We start from the raw sequence: 16,888 nt of genomic DNA on the forward strand, positions 1-16,888 counted from the left end.
TGTGAACGGTCTGGAGCTCAGGGCAGGGAGCGACTGACCTGAGCCCGCCAGCATGTTCGCAAATCCGCAATCAAAATGCCTGAACCTATTTTCTTGCGAGTCTTGCCGCTTAGAAGGCTTTGTCGTTAGGCGCTTTGAACAAGGCTTTCATGTCGTCAGACAGTTCGAAGTTCAGGTTCAGATTACGCGGCGGAATAGGCTGCTTGAACCAGGTATCGAACCATTTTTCGGCTTCGCCCGACGTTTGGATCTGGGCGATGGTTTCGTCGACCAGCGCTTTGAACTGCGGATCGTCTTTACGCATCATGCAGCCATAGGCTTCTTTGGACTGCGGCTGGCCAAGAATGACCCACTGGTTTTGATTTTTCGATTTGGCGCGCTCACCCGCCAGCAGCGCATCGTCCATCATGAAAGCAACCGCACGGCCGCTTTCCAGCGTACGGAAGGAGTCGCCGTGGTCTTTCGCGCTGATGATGCGCATCTTCATTTTCTTCTCGTCGTTCATCTTGTTCAGCAACACTTCAGAGGTCGTCCCTGAGGTCACCACGACGGTTTTTCCATTTAGATCAGAGAAATCTTTGATGCCGGAATCCACTTTAGTCATCAGACGGGTGCCGATGATGAAAATGGTGTTAGAGAAGTCGGCCTGTTTCTGACGTTCAAGGTTATTGGTGGTTGAACCACATTCCAGATCGTAGGTGCCGTTTTGCAGCAGAGGGATACGGTTCTGGGCGGTGATCGGCAGCAGTTTGACCTGAAGGTTAGGTGCCCCGATTTTCTTTTTCACCGCTTCGACGATCTTGTCTGAATAGGCTTCGGAATAGCCAACCACTTTCTGCTGGTTATCGTAATAGGAGAAAGGAACGGAAGATTCACGGTGTCCGATAACGATGACGCCGTTGTCTTTCACTTTCTTCAAGGTGCCGGTCAGCTCTTCCGCATGAGCCAGACTGCTTGCCGCTGTACCTGCCAGAAGTAGTGAAAGTGCCAGTTTACGCAATTGCATGTGCTAACTCCTTTGCTGTTGTGATGGCGCTAATCATTGAGTGGCGCTTTGCGGGTGCACCGCGAAGGCGCAAATAAACTGCAACATCGTTAAAAATAGCCAACTGTTAACAATCTGAGGCCGTTATGTATCTTTTTTGAGACTTAATCTGCACTAAATTGCAGCATTTAGTCGGCTTGGCACTGCTTTGGTGCTATCGATGCTCCGAATTCGTGCTGCGTGCGATCACACACTCTTAAAAGACGCCAGGTTGGCCGCGTCGCATAGGTTTTAGCAATTAATATGCCAGGAGTTAAAAAGGGCATGCTAAGCATGCCCTTTCTTATTCATGATGTGCGCTACCGGGTAAGATCAGCGGCGGCGGATACGAGGAGAGAAGATGGCGCAGAGGCCGAACAGCAGCGTCAGCGTCCATAACGGCCACGCGCCCCAACGTGCGTAAGGCGTCATGCCGGTGGCGGGGGTGACGGAGGTTTCCAGTACATCACGCGTGAATTGCGGCAGCGAGGCGCTGACGTCGCCTTCCGGCGTGACGACCGCCGTGATCCCATTGTTCGTGCTGCGCAGCAACGGTCGGCCCAGCTCCAGCGCACGCATCCGCGCCATCTGGAAGTGCTGCCACGGCCCGATGGAGTGGCCGAACCACGCATCGTTCGAGATGGTGAGCAGCATATCGGTATCTTCGCGGAAGTTGTCGCGCACCTGCTGACCCAGAATGATCTCGTAGCAAATAGTGGCCGTAAGCCGGTAGCCGCTCACGTCTAGCTGCGGTTGCACATAGTTGCCGCGACTGAATGACGACATCGGTAAATCAAACAGCGGCGCCAGCGGACGGAGTAGCGTTTCCAACGGCACAAACTCGCCAAACGGCACCAAATGATGCTTGTTGTAGCGGTTGAGCGTGGGGTAACGGTACGGCTGTTTGTCACCCAGCACGATGATGCTGTTGTAATAGTCCGCGTCGTTGCCGTTAGGTCGGACGTCGACAACACCGGTGATCAGGCTGCTGTGACGCTCAAGCAGCGCACGGTCGACCAGACGCAGATACTCTTGCTGGCGCGCTTCGACGTCGGGGATGGCCGACTCCGGCCAGATAATGATCGGCGCTTTACCCATCACGGGCAGACTGCTGTCCAGATAAATTTTTAGCGTATTCAGCAGCTCGTCGGGATCCCATTTCAGCGACTGGGGAATATTGCCTTGCACCAGCGCGACGTTGACCGCGCGATCAGGCTCCAGTTTGAACCAGGCAATGCCTCGTAATGGCCACGGCAGCAGTAGCATGGCCGCGGCGGCGAGCACGGGCAGCCAGCGGCGGGCCGTGACGGCAAACGTCAGTAACCCACTGATGATCATCAGCACAAACGTGATGGTGTCCACGCCGAGAATCGGCGCCAGCCCCTTTAAAGGGCCGTCGATTTGGCTATAGCCGAACTGAAGCCACGGAAAGCCGGTTAGCACCCAGCCGCGCAGGAACTCGGTCAGCTGCCAGAGCGCGGGCGCGGCGATAGCGACGCGCCACAGGTTCGTCTTGGGCCAAAAGCGGGCCAGGACGCCGGCAAACAGCATCGGGTACAGCGCCAGATAGAGCGCCAGCAGAATGACCAGACCCACGTTGATGGGGCCTGGCATACCGCCGAAATTGGCGATGCTGACATACACCCACTGTACGCCGCTGATAAACAGGCCGAAGCCCCATGCAAAGCCAACGGCAGCAGATTGACGAACGCTGCGGCCGAGCGTGAGCGCCTGCAGGCCGAACAGAGAAATAAGGCGGCGGGCCAGAGATCGAAAGGCGAGAATGCCAGCGTGCCGCTGGCGCCGAATAAAAGCGCCAGCAGAAGACGACTCTGCTGGCGTTGTAATAGGGAAGCGACAGCCATTGCTGATTAGTTTTCCAATATAGGTTGCGGAGCGTAGTCAGGTATTCTGACATGCACCTGAATAATCCTGCGGCTGTCCGCCATCGCGACTTTGAACTGGTAACCGCCCAGTTCAATGGTTTCGCCCCGAGCCGGCAAGTGGCCGAACGCCTGCATGACCAATCCGCCGATGGTGTCGACTTCGTCATCGCTGAATTGGGTGGAGAACGACTCGTTAAAGTCTTCAATCGGCGTTAACGCGCGGACGGTATAGGTCTGGCGAGTCAGATGGCGGATGTCGCGATCTTCCTCGTCATCGTATTCGTCTTCGATCTCCCCGACGATCAGCTCCAGAATATCTTCAATGGTGACCAGTCCGGACACCCCGCCGAATTCATCAATGACGATAGCCATGTGATAGCGCAGCGAGCGGAATTCATTGAGCATGCGGTCGACGCGTTTGCTTTCCGGGACGACGACCGCAGGGCGCAGGACTTTGTCCATGCTGAATGGTTCGGAATCGCTGCGCATGAACGGCAGCAGATCCTTGGCCATCAGAATCCCTTCGATGTGGTCTTTATCTTCGCTGATGACCGGGAAGCGGGAGTGGGCGGACTCGATAATCACGTCCAGGCACTCTTCAAGCGTTTGGTTGTGCTTCAGGGTAATCATCTGCGAACGCGGGATCATGATGTCCCGTACTCGCTGTTCAGCGATATCCATTACCCCTTCCAGCATATCGCGGGTTTCCGGGTCGATGAGATCGTTTTGTTCCGAATCACGAATCAGCGTGAGCAGGTCGTTACGATCTTTGGGTTCACCGTGAAAAAGCTGGTTGAGAATAAGAGAAAAGAAGCCCTTTTTGGGGCTGGGGTTATCGCTGTTGGAAGAATGGTCGTCGCTCATGGCGTATCTGTTAACGTCTCTCAGGTTAGGAAAAGATAACCAGCGGGGTAAGTCGTGCGATGCCGCCGCTGGCGTACAGCTGTGTAAGATACCGAATTTAACGCAACTCGGTAACCGTTTATTTTTCTGCCAGGTAAGGATCCGCGAATCCCATGCCCTGCATGATCTCGGTTTCCAGCGATTCCATTTCTTCGGCCTCGCTGTCTTCGATGTGATCGTACCCCAGCAGATGCAGGCAGCCGTGCACCACCATGTGCGCCCAGTGCTCTTCCTGCGTTTTTTCCTGCTCGGCGGCTTCTTGTTCAACTACCTGACGGCAGATGATCAGATCGCCCAGCAGCGGCAGTTCAACTTCCGGCGGCGCTTCGAACGGGAAAGACAGCACGTTGGTGGGCTTGTCTTTCCCGCGGTAGGTGTGGTTCAGCTCATGGCTTTCCGCCTCATCGACGATGCGGATCGTCACTTCCGACTCGGCCTGAAACTGAGGCAGCACCGCATCCAGCCAGCGCTGAAAATGCGCTTCTGAAGGCAGGCCGTCGCTGTTTTCACAGGCAATTTGCAGATCGAGAATTACCTGACTCATTTCTGCTCCTGCCCGGCGGCTTGCAGCGCTTCGTGTTTACGCTGTTCGGCCAGCGCGTCTTTTCGCTTTTGCTCCGCCGTTTCCCAGGCTTCATAGGCATTGACGATACGAGCGACCACCGGGTGGCGCACCACGTCTTCACTGTGGAAGAAGTTGAAACTGATTTCTTCGACGTCGGACAACACTTCAATCGCGTGCCGCAACCCGGATTTCTGGTTGCGCGGCAGATCGATCTGCGTCACGTCGCCGGTAATCACGGCTTTCGAATTGAAGCCGATACGCGTCAGGAACATCTTCATCTGTTCGATCGTGGTGTTCTGACTTTCATCCAGAATGATGAAGCGTCGTTGAGCGTACGGCCGCGCATATAAGCGAGCGGGGCGACTTCAATCACATTGCGTTCAATCAGCTTCTCGACTTTTTCGAAGCCCAGCATTTCGAACAGCGCGTCATACAGCGGGCGCAGATACGGGTCCACTTTCTGGCTCAGGTCACCCGGCAAAAAGCCCAGTTTTTCACCGGCCTCCACCGCCGGACGGGTCAGCAGAATGCGGCGAATTTCCTGACGCTCCAGCGCATCGACGGCGGCGGCGACCGCCAGATAGGTTTTCCCGGTCCCGGCCGGGCCCACGCCAAACGAGATGTCGTGGTCAAGAATATGGGCGACGTACTGCGCCTGATTCGGCGTACGCGGTTTAATGACGCCGCGTTTGGTGCGAATGTTCACCGCTTTGCCGAATTCTGGCACGCTGTCGGCGGATTGCTCCAAGACGCCGGACTCTTTGATCGCCAGATGAATCTGTTCCGGGTCGATATCCTGGCTAGTGCCTTTCATCGGCGCGGTATCAACGTACAGGTGCAGCAGGATATCGGCTGCTGCCTTGACGCACAGTTCGGTTCCGACCAGTTTGAATTGATTGTCGCGTCGGTTGATTTCAATGCCCAGGCGGCGTTCCAACTGTTTGATATTGTCGTCGAACGGGCCGCACAGGCTGAGTAAACGTTTATTGTCCGCGGGTTCGAGGGTGATCTCTTTGGTCGTTACGTTCAAATTATTCCTCTTGGTATTTAACCGGAAAATGGACGGATTGAGACTGGAGTCCCGTCGGCTGGCGATCGCCAGCTATGCATGAATAACCATGATTATTTATCGCTAACCCGAAAAGGCGCAAGTCGCACTACCGATATTGGGGGCAGTTTCATAAAAACAAGGCAGGAGCATCGGGATGGGAACACGGGCAGCCAACGCTGCCCGGCGATAGCGGGATTATCAGGGTTGATAAAGACCCACGCCAATCTCATTTTCTTTACGGGTGCGGGCGATAACCGCCGCCGGCGATTCAATCACGCGCAGTCCCATCTGCTCTTCGGTGCGGACCAGCACGCCGCGCAGCGAGTTCGGGTAAACGTCGACGATTTCCACGTCGACAAACTTGCCGATCATTTTCGGAGTCCCTTCGAAGTTCACGACGCGGTTATTCTCGGTACGCCCGGATAGCTCCATGACGCTTTTACGCGATGTGCCTTCAACCAGCACGCGCTGCACGGTGCCCATCATCTGACGGCTGAAACGCATGGCCTGCTGGGTGATACGTTCCTGCAGAAGATACAGACGCTGTTTTTTCTCGTCTTCGCTAACGTCGTCCACCATATCGGCCGCCGGGGTGCCGGGACGCGGTGAATAGATGAAGCTGAAGCTCATGTCGAAATTGACGTCGGCAATGAGTTTCATGGTCTGCTCAAAGTCGTCATTCGTCTCACCGGGGAAGCCGACGATAAAGTCGGAGCTGATCTGAATGCCCGGGCGTGCTTTATGCAGTTTGCGAATAATCGCCTTGTATTCCAGCGCGGTATGACGACGCTTCATCATGGTCAGTACCCGGTCTGAGCCGCTTTGTACCGGCAGATGCAGGAAGCTGACCAGTTCCGGCGTATCTTCATAGACGCTAATGATATCGTCGGTGAATTCGATCGGATAGCTGGTAGTGAAGCGGATGCGGTCGATGCCGTCGATGGCGGCGACCAAACGAATCAGCTCCGCGAAGCTACAGATGTTGCCGTCATAGGTTTCGCCGCGGTAGGCGTTAACGTTCTGACCCAGCAGGTTGACTTCGCGCACGCCCTGTTCGGCCAGCTGCGCGATTTCAAACAGCACATCGTCGCAGGGACGGCTGACTTCTTCGCCGCGGGTATAAGGCACGACGCAGTATGTACAATATTTATTACAGCCTTCCATGATGGAGACGAAGGCGGTCGGGCCTTCCGCCCGCGGTTCCGGCAGACGGTCGAATTTCTCGATTTCGGGGAAGCTCACGTCAATAATTGGGCTGCGCGTACCGCTCACGTGGTTAATCATTTCCGGCAGGCGGTGCAGTGTTTGCGGCCCGAAAATAACGTCCACGTAGTGGGCGCGTTCACGAATATGCGCGCCTTCCTGAGACGCCACGCAGCCACCGACGCCAATAATCAGGTTCGGATTGCTGTCTTTCAGCGCTTTCCAGCGGCCGAGCTGATGAAAGACTTTTTCCTGCGCCTTTTCACGGATCGAACAGGTGTTCAGCAGCAGAATGTCCGCCTCTTCTGCGATTTCGGTCAGCTCATAACCGTGAGTGCTTTCCAGTAAGCCGGCTATCTTGGATGAATCGTATTCATTCATCTGACAGCCCCAGGTTTTTATATGCAGTTTTTTTGTCATCGTCATCGACTTGCCATTACTCAGTTCGGGTGAACACGCTTTACCTTGATGCGGCGCGTATTGTAATCGTTTGGCACCGCTGTGACCAGCATGCGCCCATCTTCGCTTTTCTGATAAAAACGGCCGAAATCCAGTAAACTGTGCTTAATTCTCTTCCTGTTATGCACGGGACTTTCTCTAGAAATAGTGGGGCACGTATGCACTTTGACGCAGTCATCGTCGGCGGGGGCATGGTGGGCGCCGCCGCCGCATTAGGATTGGCGCAGAATGGTTTTCAGGTAGCGCTGGTGGAGCAAGAGGCGCCATCGGCGTTCGATGCAGAAAGTCCGCCGGATTTGCGTTTATCGGCGATTGGCTATGCTTCAGTGGCGATACTACGCCAGTTAGGGGCATGGGCGAACGTGGAACAGATGCGCAGCGCCCCGTATCGTCGCTTGGAAACCTGGGAGTGGGACAGCGCCCGTGTCGCATTCGACGCCAGCGAACTGAGCTTGCCGGAATTGGGTTACATGGTCGAAAACCGGGTGCTGCAACGGGCGCTCTGGCAGTCGTTGGAAAACACGCAAGGAGTGACGTTTCTATGCCCGCGGCATCTCAAACAGTTGGATTACGACGCGCCAGTCTGGCGGGTGACGCTGGATGATGACTCCGTCATTGAAACAACACTGGTGGTGGGCGCGGATGGCGCGCAGTCTCGGGTTCGGCAGTGGGCAGGGATTGGCGTCAGCGGTTGGCAGTATCGCCAGTCTTGCATGTTGATTAGCGTTCGCACGGAGGGGCCACAACAGGATGTCACCTGGCAGCAGTTTACGCCGGAGGGGCCGCGAGCCTTCTTGCCCTTGTTCGACCAGTGGGGATCGCTGGTGTGGTACGACAGTCCGCAACGTATTCGCCAGTTGCAAAGTCTGCCGATGACGCAATTGGATGACGCTATCGCCGAGACCTTCCCAGCGCGTATTGGGCGTGTGAATGCTGTGGCGGCGGGCGCATTCCCGCTGATTCGTCGGCATGCCCAGCGCTATGTCTTGCCGGGATTGGTGCTGCTGGGGGATGCGGCGCATACCATTAACCCGCTGGCGGGGCAGGGCGTGAACCTGGGCTATCGTGATGTCGAAGCCTTGCTGGAGATAGTAACTCAGGCGCGCGATCGAGGGGAGTGCTGGCATGAAGAATCCGTCCTGTTACGCTATCAACAGCGACGCAGGACAGACAATCTGCTGATGCAAAGCGGGATGGATTTATTCTACGGGGCGTTCAGCAACCGGCTGGCGCCATTGACGTTGGCAAGGAATGTGGCGCTGATGGCGGCTCAGCGGGCGGGTAAGCTTAAACTTCGTGCGATGAAATACGCGCTGGGGCTTTAGTCCGGGCGGCCCGTCGAGGCCGCGTTTAAGTTCGCCGGGGTAGAGTGTGGCACGCTGTACGCGTTTTCCAACAACCATCTATGTGAAGAGAATGATGATATATCTCTATTTGAGTTTGGCGATTGTCTCCGAAGTGATTGCGACGACGGCGCTCAAGCTATCTGACAGTTTTACGCGTTTAGTCCCGAGCGTGGTGACCGTGGTGTTCTATGTGGTGGCTTTTTACTGCCTGACGATCACGATGCGCACGCTACCGACAGGTATCATCTATGCCATCTGGTCAGGGGCGGGGATTGTATTGATTGCTGCCGTGAGCTGGGCTATCTATGGTCAACGTCTGGATTTTCCGGCTGTACTGGGCATGGGGCTGATTATTGCTGGCGTCGTCGTGATCAACGTCTTCTCCAAATCAGTGGCGCATTAATAGAAAGATAGAGAGAAGGGATGAGCGTTGACGTGCCTCGGGCCGGTGTGTGCATTATAGAAAGGTGAAAACGGCTTGTGGGTCAGAGGAGGGAGTGCGTCAATGCGAGTCTGGATCGCAAGCAACAAAAAAGCTGCATAAGCAGGCTTTTTTGTATTCGTGGCTGGGGTACCAGGATTCGAACCTGGGATGCCGGAATCAGAATCCGGTGCCTTACCGCTTGGCGATACCCCAATAATGTGGTGGCTACGACGGGATTCGAACCTGTGACCCCAGCATTATGAGTGCTGTGCTCTAACCAGCTGAGCTACGTAGCTTGGTACTGCTATTTGCCAGAAGAAAGTTTCTACATGGCGAATGTTTGGCTGGGGTACCAGGATTCGAACCTGGGATGCCGGAATCAGAATCCGGTGCCTTACCGCTTGGCGATACCCCAACGGGTTGCACTTCTCACGAAGTGTCTCACTAAAATTGGCTGGGGTACCAGGATTCGAACCTGGGAATGCTGGGATCAAAACCCAGTGCCTTACCGCTTGGCGATACCCCAATAAAACTGTGCTTGGCCTTGAAGATTACATGGTGCGGGAGGCGAGACTTGAACTCGCACACCTTGCGGCGCCAGAACCTAAATCTGGTGCGTCTACCAATTTCGCCACTCCCGCAAAAAAGATGGTGGCTACGACGGGAATCGAACCTGTGACCCCAGCATTATGAGTGCTGTGCTCTAACCAGCTGAGCTACGTAGCCATCTTTTCCGCGTCACCTTCATCGGCGTTGCGGGGCGCATTATGCGTAGTTGACTTTGAACCGTCAACACATTTTTTCCCGAAAATGGCCTGTCGGCGGCCGTTTGTCTGGCTTATGAACAGTATGAACAGAAAAGCGTCAAAAGGCCGTTTTTTTTGCCATCATCGATAAGGAAAACGGGCCTCTGGAGGCCCGTTTAGGGTGAGAACCGCGAAATCGACGGTTAGTACGCTGACTGGTGAACGCCTACGGCGCGCCCAGACGGATCGTCCATTTTCTTAAAGGATTCGTCCCATTCAATCGCTTTGGCGGAAGAGCAAGCGACAGACGGACCACCAGGAACACATTCGGCGGCGCTGGGAACCGGGAACAGCTCTTCAAAGATCTCGCGGTACAGATAGCCTTCTTTAGACGTCGGCGTGTTGTACGGGAAACGGAAGTGCGCGGTTTCCATCTGCTGGTCGGAAATTTGCTCCGCCGCGATCTCTTTCAGAGAATCAATCCAGCTGTAGCCGACCCCGTCGGAGAACTGCTCTTTCTGACGCCATGCCACGTCGTGCGGCAGGTAAGACTCGAAGCACTCACGCAAGATGTGTTTTTCCATTTTGCCGTTGCCGCACATCTTATCTTTCGGGTTAACGCGCATCGCCACGTCGAGGAACGCCTTATCCAGGAAAGGAACGCGAGCCTCAACGCCCCATGCAGACATCGCTTTGTTCGCGCGGGCGCAGTCGTATTGATGCAGCGCCAGCAGTTTACGCACGGTTTCTTCATGGAACTCTTTAGCGTTCGGCGCTTTATGGAAGTAAAGGTAGCCGCCAAAGACTTCGTCGGCGCCTTCGCCGGACAGCACCATTTTGATGCCCATCGCTTTAATTTTACGGGACATCAGATACATCGGCGTGGAAGCACGGATCGTCGTGACGTCGTAGGTTTCAATGTGATAAATCACATCGCGGATAGCATCCAGACCTTCCTGCACCGTAAAGTTGATTTCGTGGTGCACGGTGCCCAGATGATCTGCCACCTGCTTAGCCGCTTTCAAATCAGGCGCGCCTTTCAGACCGACGGCGAAAGAGTGCAACTGCGGCCACCAGGCTTCGCTGCGCGCATCGTCTTCCACACGGCGAGCCGCATATTTTTTGGTGATGGCGGAGATGATAGAAGAATCCAGCCCGCCGGACAGCAGCACGCCGTAAGGCACGTCGGACATCAGATGGCTCTTGACGGACTCTTCCAGCGCGTCGCGCAGCTGCTCTTTATCCGTGACGTTGTCTTTGACGTTTTCGTAGTCAAACCAGTCGCGACGGTAGTATTCGCGAATTTCCCCCTCCTGGCTCCACAGGTAGCTGCCCGCCGGGAATTCTTTAATCGTGCGGCATACCGGCACCAGCGATTTCATTTCGGACGCGACATAGAAGTTGCCGTGTTCGTCGTAACCCATATACAGCGGAATAATGCCCAGATGGTCGCGACCAATCAGGTAGGCGTCTTTTTCGCTGTCGTACAGGGCGAAGGCGAACATGCCGTACAGCTCATCAAGGAATTCCGGACCTTTTTCCTGATACAGGGCCAGAATGACTTCGCAGTCGGAACCCGTCTGGAATTCGTAACGGTCAGCGTACTTCTCACGCAGTTCCTGATGGTTGTAAATTTCGCCGTTGACGGCCAAAACGTGGGTGCGTGATTTGTTGTACAACGGCTGAGCGCCGGTGTTGACGTCGACGATAGAAAGACGCTCGTGAGCCAGAATCGCTTTATCGCTGGCATAGACGCCGGACCAATCCGGGCCGCGGTGGCGCATCAGGCGGGACAGCTCCAGCGCTTTTTTACGCAATTCAACCGGGTCGGTTTTCAGATCAAGCACACCAAAAATAGAACACATAAGATGAAGCTCCTTGATTCGCCGATCTCGCGAGTGTTCGCGAGTCAAATAAATGAGGTGTTGCCAGCAGTGGATGGAGCGATGTTGCTATGCCGAATGAACGCGCTGTGTGTACCGCTGCTGTTTCAGTAACGATGATTTAGCATCAAAATGGCACTTGAGTTCAATAACCTTTAATGAAAAAAGCATTATCGATGAGGAATGTTTAATATATCGCGCGAAATAATAAACATTCCATAAAATGACTTTGTGGGACGCGCCTTTTTTTGGTGATTCCATAATTTGGTCTTATGGCCCCAGATGCCTTTACTCTTTTTCCAGCAGTCGGATCAGCAATGTACCGTTTAACATCGCCCGTTTGACCAGCGCGAAAGCGCCAATGGCGGATAGATGATGCAGTTCCGAAACCACGACAGGCAGATTGTTGCGAAAGTCCTTCAGCACCTGCGCATTAATGCAGCGCTGGATGGCAGGCAGCAAGACTTTCGCCGCTTCGGTCACTTCTCCGGCGATCACTACCTGCTGCGGATTGAACAGGTTGACCGTCAGGGCGATGGCTCTGCCCAGATACAACCCTGCATGTTCAATCACCTCATGCGCCAGCGCATCGCCACGATTGGCGGCCTGACAGATGGGCGTTATCTGGCTGGTTTCCACGGTCAGCTTACTGGGGTAACCCTGTTTTAACAGGTGGAGAACGCGCTGCTCAATGGCGGAATTGGATACCACGGTCTCCAGACAGCCGAAGTTGCCGCAGTGGCAGTGATCCCCCAGCGGATCGATCTGAATATGACCAATTTCGCCCACGTTGCCGTTGCTGCCGAGGAAAATGTGCCCATTGACGATAATTCCCGCGCCTGTGCCGCGATGAACGCGAATCAGAATTGAATCCTGACAATGGCGGCTTGCCCCGAAGTAATGCTCGGCCAGCGCCAGACTGCGAATATCGTGACCGATAAAGCAGTTGACCTCGAAGCGCTCTTGCAGATGTTGCACTAGCGGCCAGTTGTCGACGTTGATATGAGGCATGTAGCGGACCAGACCGGCGGTAGGGTCCACCAGTCCCGGCAAGACGACGGAAATAGCGATCAGCTCGCGAATGCGATTCTGATGTTGACTGGTAAAGTGGTCTATCGCTTTGAAAAGCGCCGTTTCTACCGTTTCCTGCGTCTTCTCCGGCAGCGTATAGTGCGTTTCCGCCAGCTGTCGCCCTTCCAGATTATAGAGCGCGATGGTGGCGTCATAGCGCCCTAGCCGAACGGCGATGGTATGGAAAGGACGGGGCTCCGACACAATGGAGATGGCCCGGCGGCCGCCGGTGGAGGCTTGCTGATCGACTTCTTTGATCAGCCCGCGCTCCAGCAGTTGGCGAGTGATTTTCGTGACGCTGGCAGGCGCGAGCTGGCTTTGTTCGGCGATTTGTATGCGGGATATCGGACCTTGCTGGTCGATAAGTCGGTATACCACCGCGCTGTTTAACTGCTTTACCAGATCGATATTACCTATCTTCGTTTGCTCGCCAGTGGTCATGAACGTTGCTCGACTTAGTTCAATACTTCCTCGCCGTTGACAAAAGTATTGATGACATGGAAATCGCGGGTGAACGCCGTCAGATTCGCGACTTTACCGCACTCGATACTGCCCAACCGGTGGTCGATGCCAATGGCGCGGGCAGGGTAGAGCGTGGCCATTCGGAGCGCTTCATCCAGGGCGATACCCGCCTGTTCTACGCAATTGCGTACCGCATCGATCATGGTGAGCGCCGACCCGCTGAGAGTGCCGTTCTCATCCACGCAGATGCCGTCGCGGTAGTATATGGGTTTGCCGGCAAAAATGAACTGGTCAATTTCGGCACCGGCAGGCGCCGTGGCGTCGGTCACCAATACCAGTCGGTCGCCCTTGATGCGTTTACTGTTGCGGATGTTGGCCCAGCTAACGTGGTGGCCGTCGGCGATGATGCCGCTGTAGATTTCGGGCGCGTCGTAAATCGCCCCGACCAGCCCCGGCTCGCGTCCGGCAACGACCGGCATGGCGTTGAAAAGGTGCGTTGCGCTGCGGATGCCGGCGGCGAAGCCGCGTTTCGCTTCTTCCCAAGTCGCATTGGAGTGGCCGGCGGAAACGATGATGCCAGCGCGGGTCAATCGCTGGATGACGTTGGCGGACACCCGTTCGGGCGCCAGCGTGACTTGAGTGATCACATCCGCGTTATTGCACAGAAACTCGACCAGCGCCTCGTCCGGCTGGCGGATCAGTGTGATGTCGTGCGTGCCTTTCTTGACAGGATTCAGCCACGGGCCTTCTATATGCAGCCCCAGCGCCTGATGGTTGTTCTGCGCCAAATAGGCGCGCATGACTTCCACGCCGCGCCGGATGAAGTCGTCCGAGGCGGTAATTAGCGTCGGCAGGAAACTGGTGCAGCCGGATTTCTCGTTCGCCTGTTGCATGATTTCCAGCGTCTTGACCGAGATATCGTCCAGCGTGTCATTAAACTGCACGCCGCCGCAGCCGTTCAGCTGAAGGTCGATAAAACCGGGTGCGAGCAGGGCGCCATTGAGGTCGCGCGTGTCGATATCGGTCGGTAGTTCGTTCAGCGGACACACCCGGTCTATCAGCCCATTGGCGATGACAACGGCGTGGTCGTCAAGAATTTGATGGCCGGTAAAAATGCGGCCATGAGTTAAAGCGTACATCGTGAGCTCCCGGCTAACCGATTAAAATTGAGTAAGATTCTCAGCTTCCAGTTCGCGAAAATATTTAACGGTTTTCACCTTCAATTCCATTGTCGAAGGTTCGTCGCAGACCATCATGGATTTGGCATGCAGTTGCAGACAGCTGATGGTCCACAGATGGTTGACGTTGCCCTCAACCGCGGCTTGCAGCGCCTGCGCTTTGTTTCGACCGGTGACAAGAATCATGATTTCTTCCGCATCCAACAGCGTGCCGACGCCCACGGTCAGGGCATATTTAGGCACCAGGCTGACATCGCCGCCGAAAAAGCGCGAGTTGGCGATGCGGGTTTCTTCGGTCAGGGTTTTAATGCGCGTGCGTGACACCAGTGATGACGCCGGTTCGTTGAACGCAATATGACCATCGCTTCCTACGCCGCCCATAAACAGGTGAATTTTGCCGTAAGCGCGGATTTTGTCCTCATAGCGCTGGCACTCCGCGGTAATATCCTTCGCGTTTCCGTTCAACAGGTTAATGTTTTCACGTGGGATATCAATGTGATTAAAGAAATTCTGGAACATGAACGTCCGATAGCTCTCCGGATGATCAGGCGGAAGGCCCACGTATTCGTCCATGTTAAAGGTGACGACGTGTTGGAAGCTGACTTCCCCCGTCCGATGGAGCGCAATCAGCGCCTTGTAGGCTTCCAACGGCGTGCTGCCGGTGGGAAGTCCCAGCACGAAAGGGCGTTCTTGCGTAGGATTAAAGTCGTTGATGCGCTGGGCGATGTAACGTGCGGCCCATTTGCCGACTTCCTCGGCGGTATTGAGCGGGATCAGTCTCATTGGCGTTCTCCTGAAGCGTCAGCAATCGCTTGATATTTAGCCTATAGTCGAATTCGAATAACACGGCGATATTTCACTATCGTGCTGTGAAATGTAGTCTAGCGCGTTTTTTTTTATCTTGAAATAAGTGCTGTATATGAACAGCCATAAACTTTTTATATGTGATTTTTAGGTGAGGTATATCACATAATCAATGATGTTATTTCGCAATAAAAAATATTTTTCTTACACTCAAAACCTACCCGCAGGGTGGGGCTAAAACGATTAAATCGACTGGCTGTTTCATTGTTCGCAAGGGGAGAGAGGAAAGTGAGTATACTCGGTTATCTACAGAATATAGGCCGGGCGCTGATGGTGCCTGTCGCCACACTGCCTGCCGCCGCTATCTTGATGGGGGTAGGATACTGGATCGACCCGACGGGATGGGGCAGTCAGAACGCGCTGGCCGCACTGTTGCTGAAATCTGGCGCGGCCATTATTGAACACATGGCGGTGCTGTTCGCCATCGGTGTGGCGTACGGTATGTCCAAGGACAAAGATGGCTCCGCTGCGTTAAACGGATTCGTGGGCTATCTCGTTCTGACCTCGCTGTGTTCGCCGGCGGCGGTCGCCATGATCCAGCAAATTCCGCTGAATCAGGTACCGGCAGCCTTCGGTAAAATTGAAAATCAGTTCGTCGGCATCCTGGTCGGAGTCATTTCGGCCGAACTCTATAACCGTTTCAGCGGCGTTGAACTGCCGCGAGCCCTCTCTTTCTTCAGCGGCCGCCGTCTGGTGCCGATCCTGACCTCCATGCTGATGATCGTCGTTGCCGCTATCCTGATGTACGTCTGGCCGGTGATTTACGGCGGTCTGGTCTCCTTTGGTGAACACATTCAACGGATGGGATCCGCTGGCGCGGGGATTTACGCCTTCTTTAACCGCATGCTGATCCCGGTCGGGCTGCATCATGCCCTGAACTCCGTTTTTTGGTTCGACGTGGCGGGGATCAACGATATCCCTAACTTCCTGAGCGGACAGCAGGCGATTGATGCGGGTAAAGCGATTCCAGGTATCACCGGGCGTTATCAAGCGGGCTTCTTCCCTATCATGATGTTCGGCGTGCCGGGAGCGGCGTTGGCGATTTATCACTGTGCCCGCCCTGAGAATCGCAGCCGGGTGGCCGGGATTATGATAGCCGGCGCCTTCGCCGCTTTCTTTACTGGTATCACAGAGCCGCTGGAGTTTTCCTTTATGTTCGTGGCGCCAGTGCTGTATTTTCTCCATGCGCTGCTGACCGGATTATCGGTTTATATCGCCGCCAGCATGCATTGGATCGCCGGTTTTGGCTTCAGCGCGGGGCTGGTGGACATGGTGCTCTCATCCCGCAATCCGCTGGCGACGCACTGGTACATGCTGATTCCGCAGGGGCTGGCCTTCTTCGTGATCTACTATGTCGTATTCCGTTTCACTATCCAGCGTTTTAATCTTCTGACACCAGGCCGAGAAACCATTGCCGCGCCATCCTCGCAGACGTCATCTTCGGATACGGGGGAAACCGTAGCTCAGGGCTATTTGCGAGCCGTCGGCGGGAAAGGCAACCTGACCGGGATTGATGCTTGCATCACGCGTCTGCGTTTAAACGTGAAAGACTCGGGGCTGGTGAATGAAGCGTTAGCCAAACAGCTGGGGGCTTCCGGCGTGATTCGTCTGAATGCGCAAAGTGTGCAGATTGTCGTGGGGACGCAGGCTGAAGCTATCGCGTCCGCTTTGCGACAGGTATCAAAAATTTAGGGCTAGACTTTACTAGTCTGGTCATGACGGATAACCCCGCCGGGCGACTCCGTCATTGGAATATCCGTAACGGGGTGAAGATGAAACTTCACCCCGTTTTTTATGCTGCCCACTTCTATGCAATTTAGGTG

Annotated in this window: 11 protein-coding genes, 6 tRNA genes and 2 pseudogenes; 3 read left to right on the top strand and 16 right to left on the bottom strand. The window is 55.0% G+C overall.

Annotated elements, in window-relative coordinates:
- Window positions 1-109: 109 nt before the first annotated feature.
- The 6 genes and pseudogenes from AU509_RS03455 to miaB form a co-directional block, all read right to left on the bottom strand.
- A complete protein-coding gene (locus AU509_RS03455; RefSeq protein WP_085652138.1) occupies window positions 110-1,006 on the bottom strand; it encodes a glutamate/aspartate ABC transporter substrate-binding protein in 897 nt (298 codons plus the stop codon).
- Window positions 1,007-1,357: 351 nt separating this feature from the next.
- Window positions 1,358-2,889 (bottom strand): annotated as a pseudogene (gene lnt, locus AU509_RS03460) (apolipoprotein N-acyltransferase).
- A 6-nt stretch (window positions 2,890-2,895) separates the two neighbouring features.
- A complete protein-coding gene (corC, locus tag AU509_RS03465; protein WP_085652140.1) occupies window positions 2,896-3,774 on the bottom strand; it encodes a CNNM family magnesium/cobalt transport protein CorC in 879 nt (292 codons plus the stop codon).
- A gap of 118 nt (window positions 3,775-3,892) precedes the next feature.
- Window positions 3,893-4,357 carry an rRNA maturation RNase YbeY gene (gene ybeY / locus AU509_RS03470; RefSeq protein WP_094117657.1) on the bottom strand — a complete coding sequence of 155 codons (465 nt, stop codon included), beginning with the start codon at window positions 4,355-4,357 and terminating at the stop codon, window positions 3,893-3,895.
- Window positions 4,354-5,408, bottom strand: a pseudogene (locus tag AU509_RS03475) (PhoH family protein). The gene ybeY and the pseudogene AU509_RS03475 overlap by 4 nt, the downstream one beginning before the upstream one ends.
- A 219-nt stretch (window positions 5,409-5,627) precedes the next feature.
- Window positions 5,628-7,052 (bottom strand): tRNA (N6-isopentenyl adenosine(37)-C2)-methylthiotransferase MiaB, encoded by a 1,425-nt coding sequence (gene miaB / locus AU509_RS03480; RefSeq protein ID WP_094117735.1) that lies wholly within the window; start codon window positions 7,050-7,052, stop codon window positions 5,628-5,630.
- A gap of 197 nt (window positions 7,053-7,249) precedes the next feature.
- Between miaB and ubiF the strand changes: the two genes are divergently transcribed.
- Together ubiF and AU509_RS03490 are read left to right on the top strand one after the other, a co-directional pair.
- On the top strand, window positions 7,250-8,416 hold the full coding sequence (ubiF, locus tag AU509_RS03485) for a 3-demethoxyubiquinol 3-hydroxylase (protein ID WP_094117658.1): 1,167 nt from the start codon (window positions 7,250-7,252) through the stop codon (window positions 8,414-8,416).
- 91 nt (window positions 8,417-8,507) lie between these two features.
- Window positions 8,508-8,840 carry an SMR family transporter gene (locus AU509_RS03490; RefSeq protein WP_162896346.1) on the top strand — a complete coding sequence of 111 codons (333 nt, stop codon included), beginning with the start codon at window positions 8,508-8,510 and terminating at the stop codon, window positions 8,838-8,840.
- A gap of 160 nt (window positions 8,841-9,000) precedes the next feature.
- Here AU509_RS03490 and AU509_RS03495 read toward each other — a convergent pair.
- The 10 genes from AU509_RS03495 to nagB all read right to left on the bottom strand — a co-directional run bounded on the left by AU509_RS03495 (window position 9,001) and on the right by nagB (window position 14,984).
- Window positions 9,001-9,074 (bottom strand) — tRNA-Gln (locus AU509_RS03495).
- Window positions 9,075-9,080: 6 nt separating this feature from the next.
- Window positions 9,081-9,157: transfer RNA gene (locus tag AU509_RS03500), tRNA-Met, on the bottom strand.
- A gap of 45 nt (window positions 9,158-9,202) precedes the next feature.
- Window positions 9,203-9,276, bottom strand: a tRNA-Gln gene (locus tag AU509_RS03505).
- A gap of 36 nt (window positions 9,277-9,312) precedes the next feature.
- Window positions 9,313-9,387 (bottom strand) — tRNA-Gln (locus AU509_RS03510).
- 30 nt (window positions 9,388-9,417) lie between these two features.
- Window positions 9,418-9,502, bottom strand: a tRNA-Leu gene (locus AU509_RS03515).
- Between the two features lie 8 nt (window positions 9,503-9,510).
- Window positions 9,511-9,587 (bottom strand) — tRNA-Met (locus AU509_RS03520).
- Window positions 9,588-9,810: 223 nt separating this feature from the next.
- Window positions 9,811-11,472: an asparagine synthase B gene (gene asnB / locus AU509_RS03530; RefSeq protein WP_094117659.1), complete on the bottom strand. Its 1,662-nt coding sequence runs from the start codon at window positions 11,470-11,472 to the stop codon at window positions 9,811-9,813.
- 306 nt (window positions 11,473-11,778) lie between these two features.
- Complete coding sequence (nagC, locus tag AU509_RS03535) at window positions 11,779-13,002, bottom strand: DNA-binding transcriptional regulator NagC (protein WP_094117660.1); 1,224 nt, start codon at window positions 13,000-13,002, stop codon at window positions 11,779-11,781.
- Window positions 13,003-13,016: 14 nt separating this feature from the next.
- The gene (gene nagA / locus AU509_RS03540; RefSeq protein ID WP_094117661.1) at window positions 13,017-14,162 is read right to left on the bottom strand and encodes an N-acetylglucosamine-6-phosphate deacetylase; all 1,146 of its coding nucleotides are present in this window, start codon (window positions 14,160-14,162) and stop codon (window positions 13,017-13,019) included.
- A 21-nt stretch (window positions 14,163-14,183) separates the two neighbouring features.
- Window positions 14,184-14,984, bottom strand: coding sequence for a glucosamine-6-phosphate deaminase (nagB, locus tag AU509_RS03545; RefSeq protein WP_094117662.1), 801 nt, complete (start codon window positions 14,982-14,984; stop codon window positions 14,184-14,186).
- 309 nt (window positions 14,985-15,293) lie between these two features.
- Between nagB and nagE the strand changes: the two genes are divergently transcribed.
- Window positions 15,294-16,757 (top strand): N-acetylglucosamine-specific PTS transporter subunit IIBC, encoded by a 1,464-nt coding sequence (nagE, locus tag AU509_RS03550; RefSeq protein WP_085652460.1) that lies wholly within the window; start codon window positions 15,294-15,296, stop codon window positions 16,755-16,757.
- Window positions 16,758-16,888: the final 131 nt, after the last annotated feature.

Origin of the sequence: Lonsdalea britannica (genome assembly GCF_002111595.1) — a bacterium.
Taxonomy (GTDB): Bacteria; Pseudomonadota; Gammaproteobacteria; order Enterobacterales; family Enterobacteriaceae; genus Lonsdalea; species Lonsdalea britannica.